At 43.9% G+C, this 17,730-nt stretch carries 14 protein-coding genes; 12 read left to right on the forward strand and 2 right to left on the reverse strand.

Annotation, left to right across the window (positions count from 1 at the left end; genetic code table 11):
* Nucleotides 1-6 precede the first annotated feature (6 nt).
* From EWU21_RS03165 to EWU21_RS03195, 7 genes are all read left to right on the forward strand, one after another.
* Nucleotides 7-1,404 (forward strand): NADH-quinone oxidoreductase subunit N, encoded by a 1,398-nt coding sequence (locus EWU21_RS03165; protein ID WP_130895359.1) that lies wholly within the window; start codon nt 7-9, stop codon nt 1,402-1,404.
* A gap of 9 nt (nt 1,405-1,413) precedes the next feature.
* A complete protein-coding gene (locus EWU21_RS03170; RefSeq protein WP_130895360.1) occupies nt 1,414-1,908 on the forward strand; it encodes a GtrA family protein in 495 nt (164 codons plus the stop codon).
* Between the two features lie 191 nt (nt 1,909-2,099).
* The gene (locus tag EWU21_RS11235) at nt 2,100-2,276 is read left to right on the forward strand and encodes a hypothetical protein (protein ID WP_161566409.1); all 177 of its coding nucleotides are present in this window, start codon (nt 2,100-2,102) and stop codon (nt 2,274-2,276) included.
* Between the two features lie 66 nt (nt 2,277-2,342).
* Entirely contained in the window at nt 2,343-2,957 is a 615-nt protein-coding gene (locus EWU21_RS03180) for a SprT-like domain-containing protein (protein ID WP_161566466.1), read from the forward strand.
* Nucleotides 2,926-6,066 (forward strand): type IX secretion system sortase PorU, encoded by a 3,141-nt coding sequence (gene porU / locus EWU21_RS03185; RefSeq protein WP_130895363.1) that lies wholly within the window; start codon nt 2,926-2,928, stop codon nt 6,064-6,066. Before EWU21_RS03180 ends, porU begins: the two co-directional genes overlap by 32 nt.
* A gap of 3 nt (nt 6,067-6,069) precedes the next feature.
* The gene (porV, locus tag EWU21_RS03190) at nt 6,070-7,221 is read left to right on the forward strand and encodes a type IX secretion system outer membrane channel protein PorV (RefSeq protein WP_130895364.1); all 1,152 of its coding nucleotides are present in this window, start codon (nt 6,070-6,072) and stop codon (nt 7,219-7,221) included.
* Between the two features lie 2 nt (nt 7,222-7,223).
* Nucleotides 7,224-8,489: a M16 family metallopeptidase gene (locus EWU21_RS03195; RefSeq protein ID WP_130895365.1), complete on the forward strand. Its 1,266-nt coding sequence runs from the start codon at nt 7,224-7,226 to the stop codon at nt 8,487-8,489.
* Here the strand turns inward: EWU21_RS03195 and EWU21_RS03200 are convergent, their stop codons facing one another.
* Entirely contained in the window at nt 8,490-9,398 is a 909-nt protein-coding gene (locus tag EWU21_RS03200; RefSeq protein ID WP_130895366.1) for a PfkB family carbohydrate kinase, read from the reverse strand.
* Between the two features lie 10 nt (nt 9,399-9,408).
* On the reverse strand, nt 9,409-10,584 hold the full coding sequence (locus tag EWU21_RS03205) for a hypothetical protein (protein WP_130895367.1): 1,176 nt from the start codon (nt 10,582-10,584) through the stop codon (nt 9,409-9,411).
* A gap of 128 nt (nt 10,585-10,712) precedes the next feature.
* On the opposite strand from EWU21_RS03205, the gene cysS reads away from it, so the two are divergent.
* The 5 genes from cysS (at nt 10,713) to typA (ending at nt 17,722) form a co-directional block, all read left to right on the forward strand.
* Nucleotides 10,713-12,203, forward strand: a complete 1,491-nt coding sequence (gene cysS / locus EWU21_RS03210) for a cysteine--tRNA ligase (protein ID WP_130895368.1) — start codon at nt 10,713-10,715, stop codon at nt 12,201-12,203.
* A 3-nt stretch (nt 12,204-12,206) separates the two neighbouring features.
* Entirely contained in the window at nt 12,207-12,947 is a 741-nt protein-coding gene (locus EWU21_RS03215; protein WP_130895369.1) for a rhomboid family intramembrane serine protease, read from the forward strand.
* A gap of 1 nt (nt 12,948) precedes the next feature.
* Nucleotides 12,949-13,803, forward strand: coding sequence for a rhomboid family intramembrane serine protease (locus EWU21_RS03220; protein ID WP_130895370.1), 855 nt, complete (start codon nt 12,949-12,951; stop codon nt 13,801-13,803).
* Nucleotides 13,804-13,865: 62 nt separating this feature from the next.
* On the forward strand, nt 13,866-15,818 hold the full coding sequence (gene dxs / locus EWU21_RS03225) for a 1-deoxy-D-xylulose-5-phosphate synthase (RefSeq protein ID WP_130895371.1): 1,953 nt from the start codon (nt 13,866-13,868) through the stop codon (nt 15,816-15,818).
* A 95-nt stretch (nt 15,819-15,913) separates the two neighbouring features.
* Nucleotides 15,914-17,722, forward strand: a complete 1,809-nt coding sequence (gene typA / locus EWU21_RS03230) for a translational GTPase TypA (protein ID WP_130895372.1) — start codon at nt 15,914-15,916, stop codon at nt 17,720-17,722.
* Nucleotides 17,723-17,730 lie beyond the last annotated feature (8 nt).

Consider the following 17,730-nt stretch of genomic DNA (forward strand, 5'->3'; position numbering starts at 1 on the left):
AGCATTATGACGGCTATCATTGCATTATCACTTCTAGGTATTTTAAATTTATTTTTGGGCTTTTGGCTTTCGAGAAAAACCATCCAAGCGGCAACGCTTTTGTTCTTAGCGGGCAGTATGGCTTTGACGGCTATGGATTGGAACCACGAAATGTTATGGTATGGACATATGTTCCACACCACGAATACTTCCATCAGCTTCAGCTTAATCATTCAATTAGCAGCCTTTATGGTGGTTAGTTTTTCCAAAGGCTTTGGCATCGACGAAGAGCACACGCATCCAGCAGAATACTACGCGATTCTATTGTTCTCGGTTGTGGGAGCTATTTTAATGGTTTCATTCGACCACTTGATTATGTTCTTTGTGGGTTTAGAAATCCTTTCCGTTGCGATGTATGTGTTAACAGGTTCAGACAAGCGTAATTTGCGTTCGAACGAGGCGGCCTTGAAATACTTCTTAATGGGTTCTTTCGCAACAGGTATTTTACTGTTCGGAATTACCTTAGTATACGGTGCAACGCGCTCATTCTACCTGGTTAATATCGCTCAAGCCATCGCGAATACACCACCAGAATCAACCCCAGTGTTTTTATCAATTGGGGTATTATTGATTTTAGTCGGTTTCTTATTTAAGATTTCAGCAGCACCATTCCACTTCTGGACTCCAGATGTGTACGAAGGAGCGCCTACTATCTTTACGATGTTTATGTCGACGGTAGTAAAAGCAGCCAGTTTTGCGGCCTTGTACCAATTACTTTCGGGGCCGTTTGGCACCATGTACGGAACGTGGGTATACCCTATATACTACATCAGCATGTTGACGCTTTTAGTCGGAAACATCACAGCGGTGTACCAACAATCAGCGAAGCGTATGTTAGCTTATTCGAGTATTTCACACGCGGGGTATATGTTGTTAACGGTGAGCGCGAATCAAGCGAGTACGCCATCTACCATCTTGTATTATTCATTATCCTATACCTTAGCGACCATCGTGGCCTTCGGTGTGGTAATGTTAGTCGCGGAATACCAAACAGGGCGCACCGAGAAACCAGAGAACTTCAGTTCGTTTGAAGGTTTAGCCAAACAAAATCCAGGTTTAGCCTTCTGCTTTACCATCGCCTTATTGTCTTTAGCGGGGATTCCGTTGACGGCAGGTTTTTGGGGTAAATTCTTCGTCTTCTCTGACATCTTTAATCGCCACGTATACTATCCTGTGATCTTAGCGATTGTGATGTCTGCAGTAGGGGTTTATTATTATTTCAAAGGAATCATTGCGATCTACTTTAAAGAAGGAGATATCGAGCGTATCGAGTTACCTGGTTTAGTGAAGTTTGCGATGTGGGCTTGTACGCTAGGTACCTTGTTATTAGGCGTATATCCAAGCATCGTTAAAAACCTCTTTTAATTCAGGCCTTTGAGCGACAAGAAAGCCCCCCTCTTTAATCAGAAAGACTTATTCGCCTACTTCGTAGTGGCTGGATTAGGGGCTTGTGTTCAATTACTCGCTGGTGGATTAATTAAGGATTGGTTCCGCGTTTCCTACGAGGATTCCATTCTTCCTGCTTATTTCATCGCCTTAGTGGTAGGTTTTTTCCTAACGAAATTATTTGCCTTCAATGCGCGCCAAAGCCAGCAAACCAGACGCGAGATGTTCAAGTATGTCTTGGTTGCCAGCTTTTCAGGCATCATTACTTGGCTGTTCAGTACCATTCCTTACGATTTCATTCACGCGCATCACCCGGATATCTTTTTTGCCATTCCTTATTCGGTGAAAAAGTTAAATATCACCCAGATAGCGACGACCCTTCACGGAATGGGCTATAGTTTTGTGTCGAATTACATCTTGCACAAGACCTTTACCTTCAAATCAAGCGGCTTTTACGATCGCTTCAAGGACCTATTAAAATAGGACTTATCTAATTTAGACCTTTTCTAAGGTCGCAATTCTTAAGAATTCCTAAGCCGATTAAAGCTCATAGGGGCCTATTTTGAAAAAAACGAGACCATTCCTTAAAAAAATCTTAAAAATTTATTTGCATTTATTTGTACTTATAAAATAATGCCGTAGATTTGTAGCTCAAACCTTAAACAAAATAAGAAATGAAAAAAGTATTCGCTCTAGCTTTCGTTGCTGCAATGGTAACTTTAGCATCTTGTGGTGAGAAGAAAGCAGAAGCTTCTGCTGACACTGTTGCTGTTGATTCTGCTGCTGCTGCTGCTCCAGCTGATTCTGCTGCTGCTGACACTGCTGCTGCTGACACTGCTGCTGCTAAATAATTTTAGCACAACGATCAGAAAAAAGTCCTTCGCATGCGAAGGACTTTTTTTATGGCTAAAAACCGGATGAAGAATAAAAAGATTGATTCCTTTTTTGATCACTTCCCCCCCAAAGTAGCGGAATATTGCTTTCAACTTTGGCATGATTATTCTTTTGACTTTATTGTCAGCAAATCGCGCGATTCTAAATTAGGCGATTACCGTTTCAGCCCAGCGAAAGGACACCAAGTGACGGTTAACCATAATTTGAATCCCTACGCATTCCTCGTGACCTACATTCACGAAGTTGCTCACTTAACCACTTATCTGGCTCACAAAAACAAAGTTCTTCCACACGGGCAAGAATGGAAGACGGAATTCTATCAATTATTCGAGCCCATTTTAGACGAAGACTTACTCCCCGCTGAGTTAGTCAAGGTTCTGAAAGCCTATCTTCAAAATCCAGCGGCTTCCTCTAACGGCTACCAACCTCTCGTCGACATTCTCAAAAGCTTCGATGCTGAACCGCCTGCTGGAACACCCTTAATTGAATTAGCCGAAGGCGCACACTTTGCCTTAAAAAACCTACGCTTCATCAAAGGGAAACTTCGCCGAACCCGTTACATTTGCAAAGAAATAAATTCAGGCAGAAACTACCTGGTGGCAAAACATGCGTACGTCTTACCGTTTGAGAATTCTTAGCATTGTAGTAGGCTTACTGACGGTAGCATCAGCGGCACTTGCCCAAAATTCTATCCTATCCAGTGGCCAATGGCTCAAAGTAGGCATCACCCAATCTGGTATCTACCAAATCACCCCAGCCTGGCTTTCCTCCCTCGGGTTAAAAGCAAGTTCGATCGGAGTCTACGGACACGAAATAGGTGAATTGCCCCAAGCCAACTCCGCAACTAGACCCATCGATTTACAGCCGATTTCCTTCCTGAAACAAGGAGATAAAATCTTGTTTTATGGAGAGAAATTTACCCATCACTACAGCGATACTACTTTCTATTTCATCCGTTTAAATGATCCAGCGCCTAAAGCCATAACAGACCTTCCGTCAGCTACCGCTAATACAACGGCTTTAGATTATGGCTATAGTCGTTTTCACTATGAGCCAGAAACGTACAATCTATTACAATCAGGTCGAGAATGGCTGGGTGATGGATTTTTTGGCAATGTAAACCGAACGATTCAATATCCTTTAGCAGATTACAAAATAGGGATTCCAAGCTTACTATCTGGCAGGTTAGCCTCCTCCTCCATTGCTCCAGGGACTTTCACCTTCAGCATTCCGGGAAATAGCCTTCCTCCCCTTACCTTTCCAGCGACCACCGGCGGACGTTATGACCAAAAAGCCTTTTTACAGACCTTCTCCGCTTCTGTAAAACCAGAGATTAAGGACCAAAGCTGGACCTGGAATCTAGCCTATAGCAATACTACCGGCTCTGGCTACATCGATTACATTGACCTTCATTATCCTCGAAAATTCAATGCGACGAACGAGAATCCGCATTATTTTTTACCCAACAAAACCGATTCTACTTTCAGCATCAGCATTCAAAACCGCCAAGCCAATCACCTCGTTTGGGTCAAGTTCACAGGCAAGAGCTGGCAAAATGTAAATTCCCTCGTATTTAACAAGGTCACTCCAGGGGCTGAGCTGTTGATTTTTGATTCGGCAAAAGCGGCGGATCCGAAAACGGGAGAAGTCATAGCAAACCAAAACATTCGAGCAGACACTCCCGCCGATTTACTCATCCTTTCTAGCCCTTCGATCCTTCCTGCTGCAAAACTGCTAGCGTCCTATAAAGGTGCGAAGGGAATTGCTGCAAAAGCCTATTCCACAAAAGAAATCTACCACGAATTCTCAGCCGGGAAACAAGATGTGACGGCGATACGCGATTTCATCCGCCTAAAAAAACCTCGCTATGTATTATTTTTAGGCGATGCGACAGTGGATTACAAAGGAATCAACAAGGTGGCTTCGGCCGTCGAAAGACAGAATTATGTCCCGAGTTATGAAAGTCGCGAGTCCTTGCAACCTTTGCAGACCTATGTGTCTGATGATTATTTTGGGCTAATCGCAGATAACCAAGGCGAATGGCTAGAGGGAAATGAGGCGGTGAATGAACCGCTGGCGGTAGGCATCGGACGTATCCCAGCAAAGTCAATCGAAGAGGCAAATACGGTGGTTAATAAACTAATCAGTTACGAGACGCGCACTCAGCAGCAACCCTACCGCTTCGCTTGGTTTGCGGATGACGGCGATGCAAATATCCACGTGCAAGATGCAGAAGATTTCGCGCGCTTGGTTCCGGAGGCGTATCAAGTCCAAAAAACCTACCTCGACCAATTTCCTCAAGAAGTGGCGAATGGATTTTATACCTCAGCCGCCGCCCAAAAAGCCAGTTTAGCCCTATTTAACCGGGAAGCCGATTTTATCCATTTTCTAGGTCACGGATCTGAATCCGCCTGGACGGATGAGAAGGTAATCACGACTAACGAGCTACAAACACTGAAAAATAGTCGAAATTTACCCCTCTTGTTAACGGCGACATGCCAGTTTGGTCGTTTTGACGACCCGAATCAGCTATCTGGAGCAGAAATAAGCCTTTTATCCAACCAGGGCGGTGCCATGGGTCTCATCTCGACGACGCGACCCGTGTTCCAGAGTAGTAATTACTTGTTTGGCCAAGCATTTTATAGACAGTTAGCTAATCATCTAACAGATAAAAATTACCGACTTGGTGATTTGTTTAAAGACGCGAAGAATGATAGCCAATCTGGAGTGATTAATCGCAACATCACCCTGCTAGGCGATCCCACCTTAGCGTTACTTTGGAATCAACAGGCTCTTACAATCCGACTAGATACCTTGACTTCCGGAATCATTCAAGGACAAACGACTCCCAGTATTGATGGAGAAATTCGTTTGTATTATTTTGGAGAAGACAAGCCTATGCAGACTTTGGGGACAAAAACAGATAAATTCAGCTATGTAAAATCCGGTGATTTAGAGGCCATCAACAGCGCTAAGGTCGAAAAAGGCAAATTCACTTTGGCGAACTTACCAGCCGCGAGATTAAAATGGACCGCGCGAACAACGACGGAAACGTATGGCGGAGGAATGAAGAGCGTGGTGAAATCTACCTCAGAGGAAAAAGAAGTGAACGCCCCTATACTAACAGCGAGCCTATTAAATGAGTCTGACCCGCTAGCTAGCTCCGCTAATCCGATCTTACAAATTAAAATCAGCGACGCGAGTTCTTTACGACTTGTGGGACCTAAGGGCGAAAAAGCCCAAATTTCCATCAACGACACCTTGGAAATTCCCTTCTCTGATGTATTTACCCCCGAGCCAGGAAACAGTAGAAAAGGCAGCATTACCTTCCCTTTTGAATCACTCGCTCCGGGACTCTATAAAATCAAGGCAAATGTGTTCGACGTACATACGAATCAAGGATTTTGTTCGTTTGAATTCCGAGTTTCAGAAAACACAAAAGAGTCAGGTTCGCTCCGAATTTATCCGAATCCAATGACCGAGCGAACCAGCTTTTCGTTTTTACAAGAGAAACGCTGGACGAGCTATCGTTACAAGCTAAAAATTTATAGTAACTTAGGGATACGATTGCTCGAAAGGACGGGAGTGATTCCGGGAAGCGATTCGGTGAATCAGACTTTCTCGATCGATTGGAGTGCAGCAGAGAAAAGCCAATTAGATTTCATCAACTATTACCAATTAGACATAACCTACGACAACGAAACTCCGTTTAGAAGCTTCAGCGGCCGTATTGGACATATTAAATAACCCATGAAAAGAGTCCTAACCCTACTATTAGTGACCATCGGAATCACATCCTATGCACAAACAACCTTAGTTTCAGGCCAAATCAATGCCGGGCGTATTCCTACCCCTACCCTCTTATTTCTGAACGTTGCGCCAGATGCTCGTTCTGCTGCGATGGGCGATGCGGGTGTAGCGTTATCGGTGGACGCGAATGCGATTCACTGGAATACAGCGAAATTAGCCACTACGGAAAAGAAAATGGGTTTTTCCCTTTCGTATACCCCTTGGTTACGCAACCTGGTGAATGATATGGCGCTTTACAATGTGGCGGGCTATACGGTGACGAAGAAGAACTTGGTTTTCGGGTTCTCTGTTGATTATTTCGATCAAGGCATGTTCCAAGCCACTTTGGATAATGGAACTAGCGCAGGTAATTTTAACTCGAAAGAATTTGCCATAGGCATCTCACACGCGAGAAAATTATCGCCTGCCTTGTCATTAGGCATGAATTTGAAATACATTAACTCGAACTTATTAGGAAGCTACCAGGGGAGCGGGGGATTGAGTAATTCCTTAAAACCTGCCGAAACGGTAGCCGCAGACATCTCTGTTTTTTATGCTAAACCAACGGTGGGTCCTTGGAAATACAGCTATGGCTTGACTCTTTCAAACATTTCGGGTAAAGTGACCTACGGTGGAACGGAGAAAAACTTCATTCCTACGAATTTACGTATCGGAATGGCAGCGACGCATGAAATCGATGACCTGAACAAATTGACCTTTACGGTTGATTTCAATAAACTGATGGTTCCTACGCCGCCGGCCTACGAGAATGGGAAGATGATTGGGACAGATCCTGCGACGGTTTCGGCGATCGGTGGAATTTTCGGTTCTTTGGGGGATGCCCCAGATGGCATTAGTGAAGAGATCAAAGAGGTGACCACGTCTGTGGGTGCAGAATACCTATTCAACAATGCCTTTGCATTAAGAACGGGTTATTTTCACGAGAGTGAAATGAAGGGAAATCGGAAGTACTTTACCTTTGGTTTAGGCTTTAAGATGGACCAAAAATACGGCTTGGACTTCGCCTACCTCGTTCCGAGTGGACAAGGAAGTCCCTTAGCTAACACCTTACGTTTAACGCTCATCGCGGGCATTAATCAGTCTGAAAGATAATTATGTTAGATCGCCGCGTCGCACCTACCGCCTTTCCGGTGGAAAAAGTTTTATTCCCTACGCCTGCCCAATACACTTTAGCTAATGGCATCGAAGTGTGGGTCGTTTCAGCAGGAGAACAAGAGGTTTTTAAATTTGAGTTAAGTACGAAGGCGGGAGCAATCCATAGTCCCGTGGCTGGATTAGCTGGCATGACGGCATCGCTAATGAAGCGTGGTACTGCGGTACGATCAGCTCAAGAAATTCATCAGGCATTTGATTTTTTTGGGGCCTTCTGGGATATCCAAGCCAGTTTAGATCACGGCACCTTTACGGTGTACGGATTAACAAAGCACTTTCATTCGTTGATTCCGCTTGTTTGTGAAATACTACAAGAAGCTACCTTCCCGGCAGAGGAAGTAGAAAAAGAGATCGAGATTGAGCGCCAAAAAACGAAACTGAATTGGGAAAAAACGTCCTACGCAGCCAGCCAAAAATTCCGTGCTCAAGTTTTCCCGAACGACCCCTATGGTCGTTTTACGGTGGCAGAGGATTTTGACAAATTAGACCGCGCAGCGCTTGTGCAACAGTATTCGACTACGTGGGCTTCCCAAAAACCAGTCATTTTCCTTTCTGGAAAGATCTCCGAAGAGCAGATTGCTTATTTAGACCAAACACTCGGTCAAATCAAGTATACTAGCTCAGAACTATCTATTCCTCCGGTTTCATTCGCTTCGAATCCGGTAAAAATTCGGGAAGAAAAAGAAGGTTCCGTGCAGTGTTCCATCCGATTTGGATTGCCTGCCATTTCCAGAACGCATCCTGATTATTTTAAATTTAGCCTGATGAATACCGTCTTGGGCGGTTATTTCGGCTCGAGATTACAGAAAAACATTCGAGAAGATAAAGGTTTCACCTATGGCATTTCGTCCAGCTTAGCGCCCTATCCACGCGGTGGCTATTGGGTGGTGGGTACGGATGTGAATGGAGAGAATGTGGACGCGACTTTGGCAGAAATTAAGAAGGAAATTACGATCCTTCAAACGGAGCTAATCCCTCAAGACGAACTCGAAATCGTCCAAAACTACTTGATGGGCAGCTTCACTGGAGAATTGACGCAGGCTTTTGATATCGCAGAAAAGGTACGCGTAATTCAATTAAACGGATTAGCGCCTGATTTTTACGATCAATTCCAGGACCAAATACTAGAAATCCAGGCCCAGGATATTAGAGACATGGCTGCTAAATACCTGAACCTGGATTTGATGCACGAGGTAATCGTGGGATAACTAGAACGAAGCTAGCTCTCTAAATTCATTCACACGGCCTGCTAAATCAGCTTCCGTGATTTCGAATAAACGCTCTGTACCGAATTTCTCTACGCAGAAAGAAGCCATCGCAGATCCATGAACGATTGCGCGACGCATGTTTTCAAAAGAGATATCATCCGTCTTCGCTAGGTAACCGATGAATCCTCCTACGAAGGTATCACCCGCACCGGTTGGATCGAAAACGTCTTCTAAAGGAAGTGCAGGGCAATAGAACATGCGATCTCCTTGGAATAGCAAGGCACCGTGCTCCCCTTTCTTAATAATCAAGGTCTTAGGTCCCATCGCCATAATCAGCTTAGCAGCTGTGCGAAGTGAGTATTGATCCGATAATTGACGAGCCTCCTCATCATTAATGCAAAGCACATCCACCATCGTCAACACACGCTTCAAATCGTCCATCGCCACATCCATCCAGAAATTCATGGTGTCCATTACGACTAATTTAGGGCGTTTGTTCAAGCCTTGAATCGCTTCGATTTGTACTTGTGGTGTTAGATTACCTAACATCAAATAATCACAATCTTGGTAAGATGCTGGGATCACCGGCTTGAAATCAGCTAACACGTTCAATTCCGTCACTAACGTGTCACGTGAATTCATGTTGTTGTGGTATTTACCAGCCCAAAAGAACGATTTCTCCCCTTTCTTGATTTGTAAACCATCCAAATTAATGCCACGAGACTTCAAGGTGTCCATGTATTCTTGTGGAAAATCATCCCCTACTACAGCCACTACGTTTACTTTTGGTAGAAAGAAGCCAGCAGATAAGGCGATGTACGTACAAGATCCACCGATGATTTTATCGGTCTTTCCGTAAGGGGTCTCTAAAGCGTCGAACGCAACGCTTCCAATTGTTAATAAGCTCATAATTAATAATTTAACCTACTTTAGGACAGCGACTAAAGGGTTGGTTTGGATTGAAAAATATACGGTATGTAATAAAAGTTTTATCGTTCGTGGCTCCTAGCTGGGAGACAAAGCGAAGCATTTTAGGATTAAAGTCCCCCACCCAGTTCATGTCCATGGTGGAATACGGATAAAATGGATTTGTGCGAGCGACTTCGCGGAAACGAAGGGCGATCGCAGATTCGACTCCTTTGCCTTGGTGATCTGGAGTTACCCCAAAAATCACCCCGCAGGTACGAGTCAAGGTTCCTTTTAATTTCAATAAAAGGAATTTAATCATGCCCCACCAGTTCAATTTACCATTCAGGTGTTTCACGATTTGGTTCAAATCGGGGATCACAATGAAGAAAGCAACCGGCGTTCCATCCGTTGTATAGGCAAACCACAGCAATTGCTCATCGATGATGGGCTTCATGGTTTTCACCAGTTTTTGAGCGGACTCACTACTCATCTCCTTAACACCAGGGAATTTCGCCCAAGCGGCATTAAAAATAAAGCGAAAATCTTCTGCATATTTCGAGAGATTACTCTTCTCAATGTGTTGGAAAACGTAATCAGGATTCTCAAAAATGCGTTGTGCTTTTTCTTCGATTCCCTGCGTCACATTCGCGCCTGCAATGGGTGATACGAATACGTATTGTTGGAAATAGTCTTGAAAACCATAGTTTTCGAAGAACGGAATGTAATAGGGCTTTGTCCAAGGCATCTTATAGGTAGGCTCAAACTCCCAACCTTTGACCATCAACCCCCAGAAACTATCACGCTCTCCAAAATTAATCGGGCCATCCATCCCCTCCATTCCTCGCTCCGCTAGCCAATTTTTGCAGGCATCAAACAGCATAAAGGCTGCATTTTCGTCTTCGATACACTCAAAGAAACCCATTCCACCTACGGGAACTTCGCCCTCTTTTGTATTTCGCTCATAGAAAGCGGCCACGCGACCGATGGCTTCCCCTGATTCCGAAAATAAAATCCAACGGATCGCCTCCCCTTGTTTAAAATGGGGGTTCTTGCGCGGATCGAACACCGATGAAATATCGTTATCTAAGGGACGAATCCAATTAGGATCGCTGGCATAGAGCTGAACCGGGAATTCCAAAAAAGTCTTTTTTAGTCGAGCGTCGTCTCCTACTTCTCTCAAAAACATGCGAATAACGTTAGAATGCGAAAAAACATACAAAGGTAATGAATTGCGTTTGGGTTTGGTGAATTAAAAGAATCCAATTAATTTTAATTCCTTATTATCCCCATTCGATCAGAAACGATCCGCTTACCATGCAGCCCTTAAAAATATACAATACCCTGAGTCGTGAAAAAGAACTTTTCACCCCCATACACGAAAATCACGTGGGACTTTATGTCTGCGGACCCACGGTATACAATTATGTTCACCTAGGGAATCTACGTACGTTTACGTCTTTTGACATCTTGAACCGCTATTTACTGCACATCGGTTACAAGGTGCGTTATGTGCGTAACATTACGGACGTAGGACACTTAGTAGGCGACGGCGATGAGGGGGAAGACAAGATTGGGAAGATGGCCAAATTGGAAAAATTAGAGCCCATGGAGATCGTTCATCGCTTTACCCAAGATTTCCACCAAGTATTAGAAAAATTCAATGTCTTACCACCAAGCATCGAGCCTACGGCGACCGGGCATATCGTGGAGCAAATAGAAACAACTAAGTCATTGATTGAAAAAGGCTTAGCGTACGAATCGAATGGCTCGGTGTATTTTGACATCGAGACTTACAATAAAAATGGCGGCAATTATGGACATCTGTCCGGCCGCGTGATTGAAGACTTATTAACTGAAACCCGGGACTTAGACGGGGTGGGCGAGAAGCGGAATCCCTTAGATTTTGCCCTTTGGAAAAAAGCCGCTCCAGAACATATCATGCGCTGGCCATCTCCTTGGGGAGAGGGTTTTCCAGGCTGGCACTTAGAGTGTACCTGCATGAGTCACAAATACTTAGGGAACACTTTTGATATTCACGGCGGTGGAATGGACTTGAAATTCCCGCATCACGAATGTGAAATCGCGCAGGCAAAAGCAGCCTATGACCGCGCTCCAGTCCGTTATTGGATGCACACGAATATGTTAACGGTGAATGGCCAAAAGATGAGTAAATCCCTCGGAAACTCGTTCCTTCCATCCGAATTGTTCGCAGGCAGCCATGCCCTTTTAGAGCAAGCTTACAGCCCCATGACCGTGCGTTTCTTTATGTTGCAGTCACAATACCGCAGCACTTTGGACTTTTCGAACGACGCCCTGAAAGCGGCCCAAAAAGGGTACAAGAAGATCGCAAACGGTTTACGCATCATAAAGAAACTTGTTTACCCTACGGATATCATCGCAAATCCAGATGCAGCCCAGGAAAAGGAAATCAGTGACGCCATTCAAGGCTGTTATGACGGGATGAACGATGATTTAAACACGGCGGTGGCGATTGCCCACTTGTTTACCTTGTTAAAAAAAATCAATTCACTCTACACGGGTGGATTAGCTTTCGAATCCATTTCTGCTGAAACATTTTCGAATTTACAGCGTTCTTATACTAGCATTTTAGAAGATGTTTTAGGGATCAAAGAAGAGGTCCCTGCTGAAATGAATGGCTTGACGGATGAACTTCTTCAGCTCTACAAGGGTTTCAAGGAAAGTAGACAATACGACAAAGTAGATGAAATTCGTGGCGCCTTCAAATCTGCCGGATTATTGATTAAAGATATGAAAAACGCCATTGACTGGGGTTACGAAGAATAAGATATGCTAAGAAATTTAACACCTACCGTACGGAATTTAATTTTCGTGAATGTCGCTATCTTCTTAGGATCAGCCTTCATTCCGGATGAGTTATTTGCTTTGTACTTTTTCCAATCGAGCAAATTCCACTATTTCCAAATCATCAGCTATATGTTCGTGCACGCGAATTTTATGCACTTGTTGATGAATATGTTTGGCCTTTACATGTTCGGATCCATTTTGGAAAAAATATGGGGCGGACAGCGTTTCTTGTTTTTCTATTTATTCTGTGGCATAGGAGCTGGTTTGCTGCACGAAGCCATTCAGTATTTCCATGACTACGCGAGCATTCGCAAGGCCTTAGAATTAGCCCTTTCTAATCCAAATTCAGACTTTCTGATGGATTATTTTAACCGTTTTGACGGTAGCACCTCGATTAACGAGGGCCGTTTAAATGCCTTAGGTGCCATTGATCATTTCAAAGAATACACGACACAAAACCCAGTTGTGGGAGCTTCTGGTGGCGTTTTCGGCATCTTGATGGCCTATGGGTATTTGTTCCCGAACTCAGAGATGTTCGTCTTCCCTATTCCCATTCCCGTGAAAGCGAAATACCTCGTGATGGGTTTTGCCTTTTATGAATTATGGGCAGGTAAAGCAGCAGCCGAAGGGGATAATGTGGCACACTTTGCCCATTTAGGGGGAATGCTTTTTGCGGTGATTTTATTATTGATTTGGAGACAAAAACGCGATAGCTTTTATTAGGATGCGCAGCATTTGGACCGATATAAAAAACATCATTCAACAACCTGGACAAGGATTGTTGAAGATTATTATAGCTAATGGTGCCATTTTTGTGGCTTTAATGCTAGCTCGTGTCACGCTGCTGATCGCTGGAAAATCGGAATTATTCGATGCCTTTTTTACGCAAGTTTCCCTGCCTTCCTCACTCGATTTACTGATTCAAAGACCCTGGAGCTTAATTAGCTACTTTTTCTTACACATTGAGGTTTTCCACCTGGTGTTTAATATGCTATTCTTGTACTGGTTTGGCATCATTATTCAGGATTTCATCGGGAATAAGCGGCTCGTTCAACTCTATTTTTATGGTGGCTTGGCGGGTGCGACAGCCTTTCTTTTAGCGATGAACACGGTGAGTTTTTTCATGGCCAAAGGGCCTACTTTCCTTAATGGCGCCTCCGCTGGTGTCTTTGCGGTAGTGGTGGCGGCGGCGACGATTCGACCGAATTACCAGGTGCATCTGCTATTATTAGGTCAAGTTCGAATCAAATACATTTCCGCTTTTTACGTGCTTTGGTCCTTCATCGAAACAACTGGGGCGAACGCGGGAGGCAACATCGCCCATTTAGGGGGAGCTATTTTAGGTTTCGTATTTGCTAAAAATTTCTTAGCTGCCTCTCGACCACAAGCGATTTTTGAAATAAAAATTAAAGAGTTTGCACAGGCCGTACATCAAAAAGTGCAACCTCGAAAAGAACTCGAAACCGTACCTGAGGAGGAGCTGAATGCGATTTTAGATAAAATATCCCAATCCGGTTACGACAGTCTAACGGACTTCGAACAAAAAAGATTATTCAAAGCGAGTCAAAAAAATGACTAAGGCTTAAAAACATTTTTACCTTTGTAAGGTTAATCTCTCACTATCCATCATCACAAGCGTCTATGCAATTTGAAGCCGGTCCTTTACTTAGCCAAATCACCACACCGGAGGATTTGCGCAAGTTGCCGAAATCAGACTTACCTCAAGTTTGTGACGAATTGCGTCAATTTATCATAGATAATGTATCGGTGAATGGGGGTCACTTTGGGGCTTCCTTAGGCGTAACCGAGTTAACCGTGGCCTTGCATTATGTGTTTAATACACCTGATGACCAGTTAGTCTGGGATGTAGGACACCAAGCATACGGGCATAAAATCCTAACCGGACGCAGAGAAAATTTCCATACGAATCGCTTAATGGGAGGTATTTCGGGCTTTCCGAAACGTTCCGAAAGTCCTTTTGACACGTTTGGCGTAGGGCACTCCTCTACTTCCATCTCAGCAGCGCTGGGGATGGCCGTAGCTTCTGGTTACAAAAAAGAAACAGACAGACAACACATCGCGGTGATCGGCGATGGATCGATGACGGCGGGAATGGCTTTCGAAGCCATGAACCACGCAGGTGATATCCCGAATAACATGTTGATTATCCTGAACGATAACTGCATGGCGATCGACCCGAATGTGGGTGCCTTAAAAGAATACTTAACGGACATCACGACATCGCACACCTACAACAAGGTAAAAGACGACGTGTGGAACCTATTAGGCAAGATGTCCAAATTCGGCAAAACGGCTCAAGAAATCGTTTCCAAGATCGAGAATGGGCTGAAAGCGACCTTATTAAACCAAAGCAACCTGTTTGAATCCTTGAATTTGCGGTATTTTGGCCCTATCGACGGACACGATATCGATAATTTAACGACGGTTCTAAACGACTTAAAAGATATTCCTGGCCCTAAGATATTGCATTGCATTACGACTAAAGGCAAAGGATACTCACTGGCAGAAAAGGATCAAACCTTGTGGCATGCTCCCGGTAAATTCGATAAGACGACCGGAGAAATCCACAAAAAGACCTACGATGACCCTCAGCCTCCTAAATACCAGGAGGTTTTTGGCCATACCCTTTTAGAATTAGCGGAGAAGAATCGCAAAATCATGGGTATCACCCCAGCGATGCCATCAGGATCTTCCTTGAATATCATGATGCGTGCGATGCCAGATCGCGCTTTTGACGTAGGAATCGCAGAACAACATGCGGTCACTTTCTCTGCGGGATTAGCGACACAGGGATTAACCGTTTTCTGTAATATCTATAGCTCGTTCATGCAACGTGGTTATGACCAAGTCGTGCACGATGTTTGCTTGCAAAAATTACCCGTTATTTTCTGTTTAGACCGCGCTGGTTTAGCGGGAGCTGATGGCCCTACACACCATGGATTACTAGATTTAGCGTTCATGCGTTGTGTGCCAAACATGATTGTAGCCGCTCCTCGCAATGAACAAGAACTGCGAAACATCATGTACACGGCGTCTTTAGACTCTTTCAAAAACCACGAAAAAGCGATGACTATTCGCTATCCGCGTGGTGAGGGTGTGATGCCGGCGTGGAGAACGAACTTTGAAGAAATCGAAATCGGGAAAGGAGTTCAATTGGTAGAGGGCGAAGAAATCGCGATTTTATCTATTGGACACATCGGTAATGAAGCGATAGCAGCCTGCGAAATGGCGCGTGAACAGGGACTGAAACCAGCCTTATTCGATATGCGTTTTGTGAAGCCATTAGACGAGGAATTATTGCACCGCGTTTTTACGCAATTCAAGAAGGTGATCACGGTAGAAGACGCAGCGATTCAAGGTGGATTTGGATCTGCGATTGCGGAATTTATGGTAGATAACCACTACACTTCACAACTTATTCGCCTTGGAATTGCAGATGAAATCGTCGAGCACGGAGAGCAAAAAGAATTGTATGCCCTATGCGGAATCGACGCAAACGGCATTTTAGCAAAAATCCAAGTGAACGTATCATCGCAAACGGCGAAAAATAATCCGAAAGCGCTTGTTTCTTAATGCGTTAATAGTACTTTTCAAAGAAATAATCCCTACCTTTGCACCTTGAATTTCCCAATTAAAGGAATTTCGTTTCATTCAACGAATACATTTTTATGCAAAGCATTCGCAACATTGCCATTATTGCCCACGTTGACCACGGTAAAACGACCCTAGTTGACAAAATCATTCATGCATCCAAGATTTTTAGAGAAAATCAAGAATTTGGAGATTTGATCCTTGATAATAACGACTTAGAGAGAGAAAGAGGAATTACGATTACGTCTAAAAACGTATCTGTTCGTTACAACGGAGTAAAAATCAACATTATCGATACACCTGGTCACGCCGACTTTGGCGGTGAGGTAGAACGCGTTCTACGTATGGCGGATGGCGTTATCTTGTTAGTGGATGCTTTTGAAGGCCCGATGCCTCAAACACGTTTCGTACTTTCAAAAGCGATTGCGTTAGGATTAAAGCCTATCGTTATTGTAAACAAAGTAGATAAAGAGAACTGTCGTCCAGACGAAGTACACGAAAGTGTTTTCGACTTGATGTTTAACTTAGAAGCAACTGAAGATCAATTAGACTTCCCTTGCATCTATGGTTCATCTAAGCAAGGATGGATGAGTACGGATTGGAAACAACCTACGGATAACATCATTCCCTTGTTAGATGCGATCATCGAGCACATTCCAGCTTCTAAAGTACAAGAGGGTACTCCCCAAATGCAGATCACGTCATTAGACTACTCTTCTTTCGTAGGTCGTATCGCGATTGGACGTTTAGAGCGTGGTACTTTGACAGAAGGGATGCAAATCTCCCTTTGCAAAGCGGATGGTACAACAAAGAAAATGCGTATCAAAGAACTTCAGGTTTTCGAAGGTCTAGGAAAAGTAAAAGTAGAGAAAGTAGAGTGTGGTGAGATTTGCGCGGTAACAGGTATCGAAGATTTCGAAATCGGTGACACGATTGCAGATGCAGAAAATCCAGAGGCATTAGCGCGTATCGCGATTGATGAGCCTACGATGAATATGTTATTCACGATTAACAACTCCCCATTCTTTGGAAAAGAAGGTAAATTAGTTACGTCTCGTCACTTACGTGATCGTCTTTTCAAAGAGACAGAGAAAAACTTAGCCTTGAAAGTAGTTACAACGGAAAGTGAAGATAAATTCTTAGTATTTGGTCGTGGTATACTTCACTTGTCAGTATTGATCGAAACGATGCGTCGTGAGGGTTATGAGTTACAAGTAGGTCAACCTCAGGTTATCTTCAAAGAAGGAGAAAACGGCGAGCGTTTAGAACCAGTAGAATCATTAGTAGTAGACGTTCCAGCAGAAGTAGCAGGTAAAGTAATCGAATTAGCGACTCAAGGTAAAGGGGAGTTGTTGATTATGGAACCTAAAGGTGACTTACAACACTTAGAATTCAACATTCCATCTCGTGGTTTGATTGGTTTACGTTCTAAAGTATTGACTGCAACTTTCGGAGAGGCAATTATGGCTCACCGTTTCATCGCTTACGAACCATTCAAAGGAGCGATTCCTGGCCGTATCAACGGATCATTGATCTCAATGAACACAGGTCCTGCGATTCCTTACGCGATTGATAAATTACAAGATAGAGGGGTGTTCTTCATCGATCCAGGTGAAGAAGTATACACAGGGATGGTAGTAGGAGAGCACAATCGCCAAAACGACATCGAAGTGAACCTTCAAGCTGCGAAGCAATTAACGAATATGCGTGCGTCAGGTACGGATTCGAATACCAAAATTGCTCCTAAATTAAACTTCTCATTAGAAGAGTGTATGGAATTTATCCAAAAGGATGAATACTTAGAAATCACTCCTAAGTCTTTACGTATGCGTAAAATTTGGTTAGATCCAAGTGAGCGTAAGCGTAACGAAAAGAAGCCAAGCTAATCCTGAAA

Origin of the sequence: Aquirufa antheringensis, assembly GCF_004307425.1 — a bacterium.
In the GTDB taxonomy this organism is placed as follows: domain Bacteria; phylum Bacteroidota; class Bacteroidia; order Cytophagales; family Spirosomataceae; genus Aquirufa; species Aquirufa antheringensis.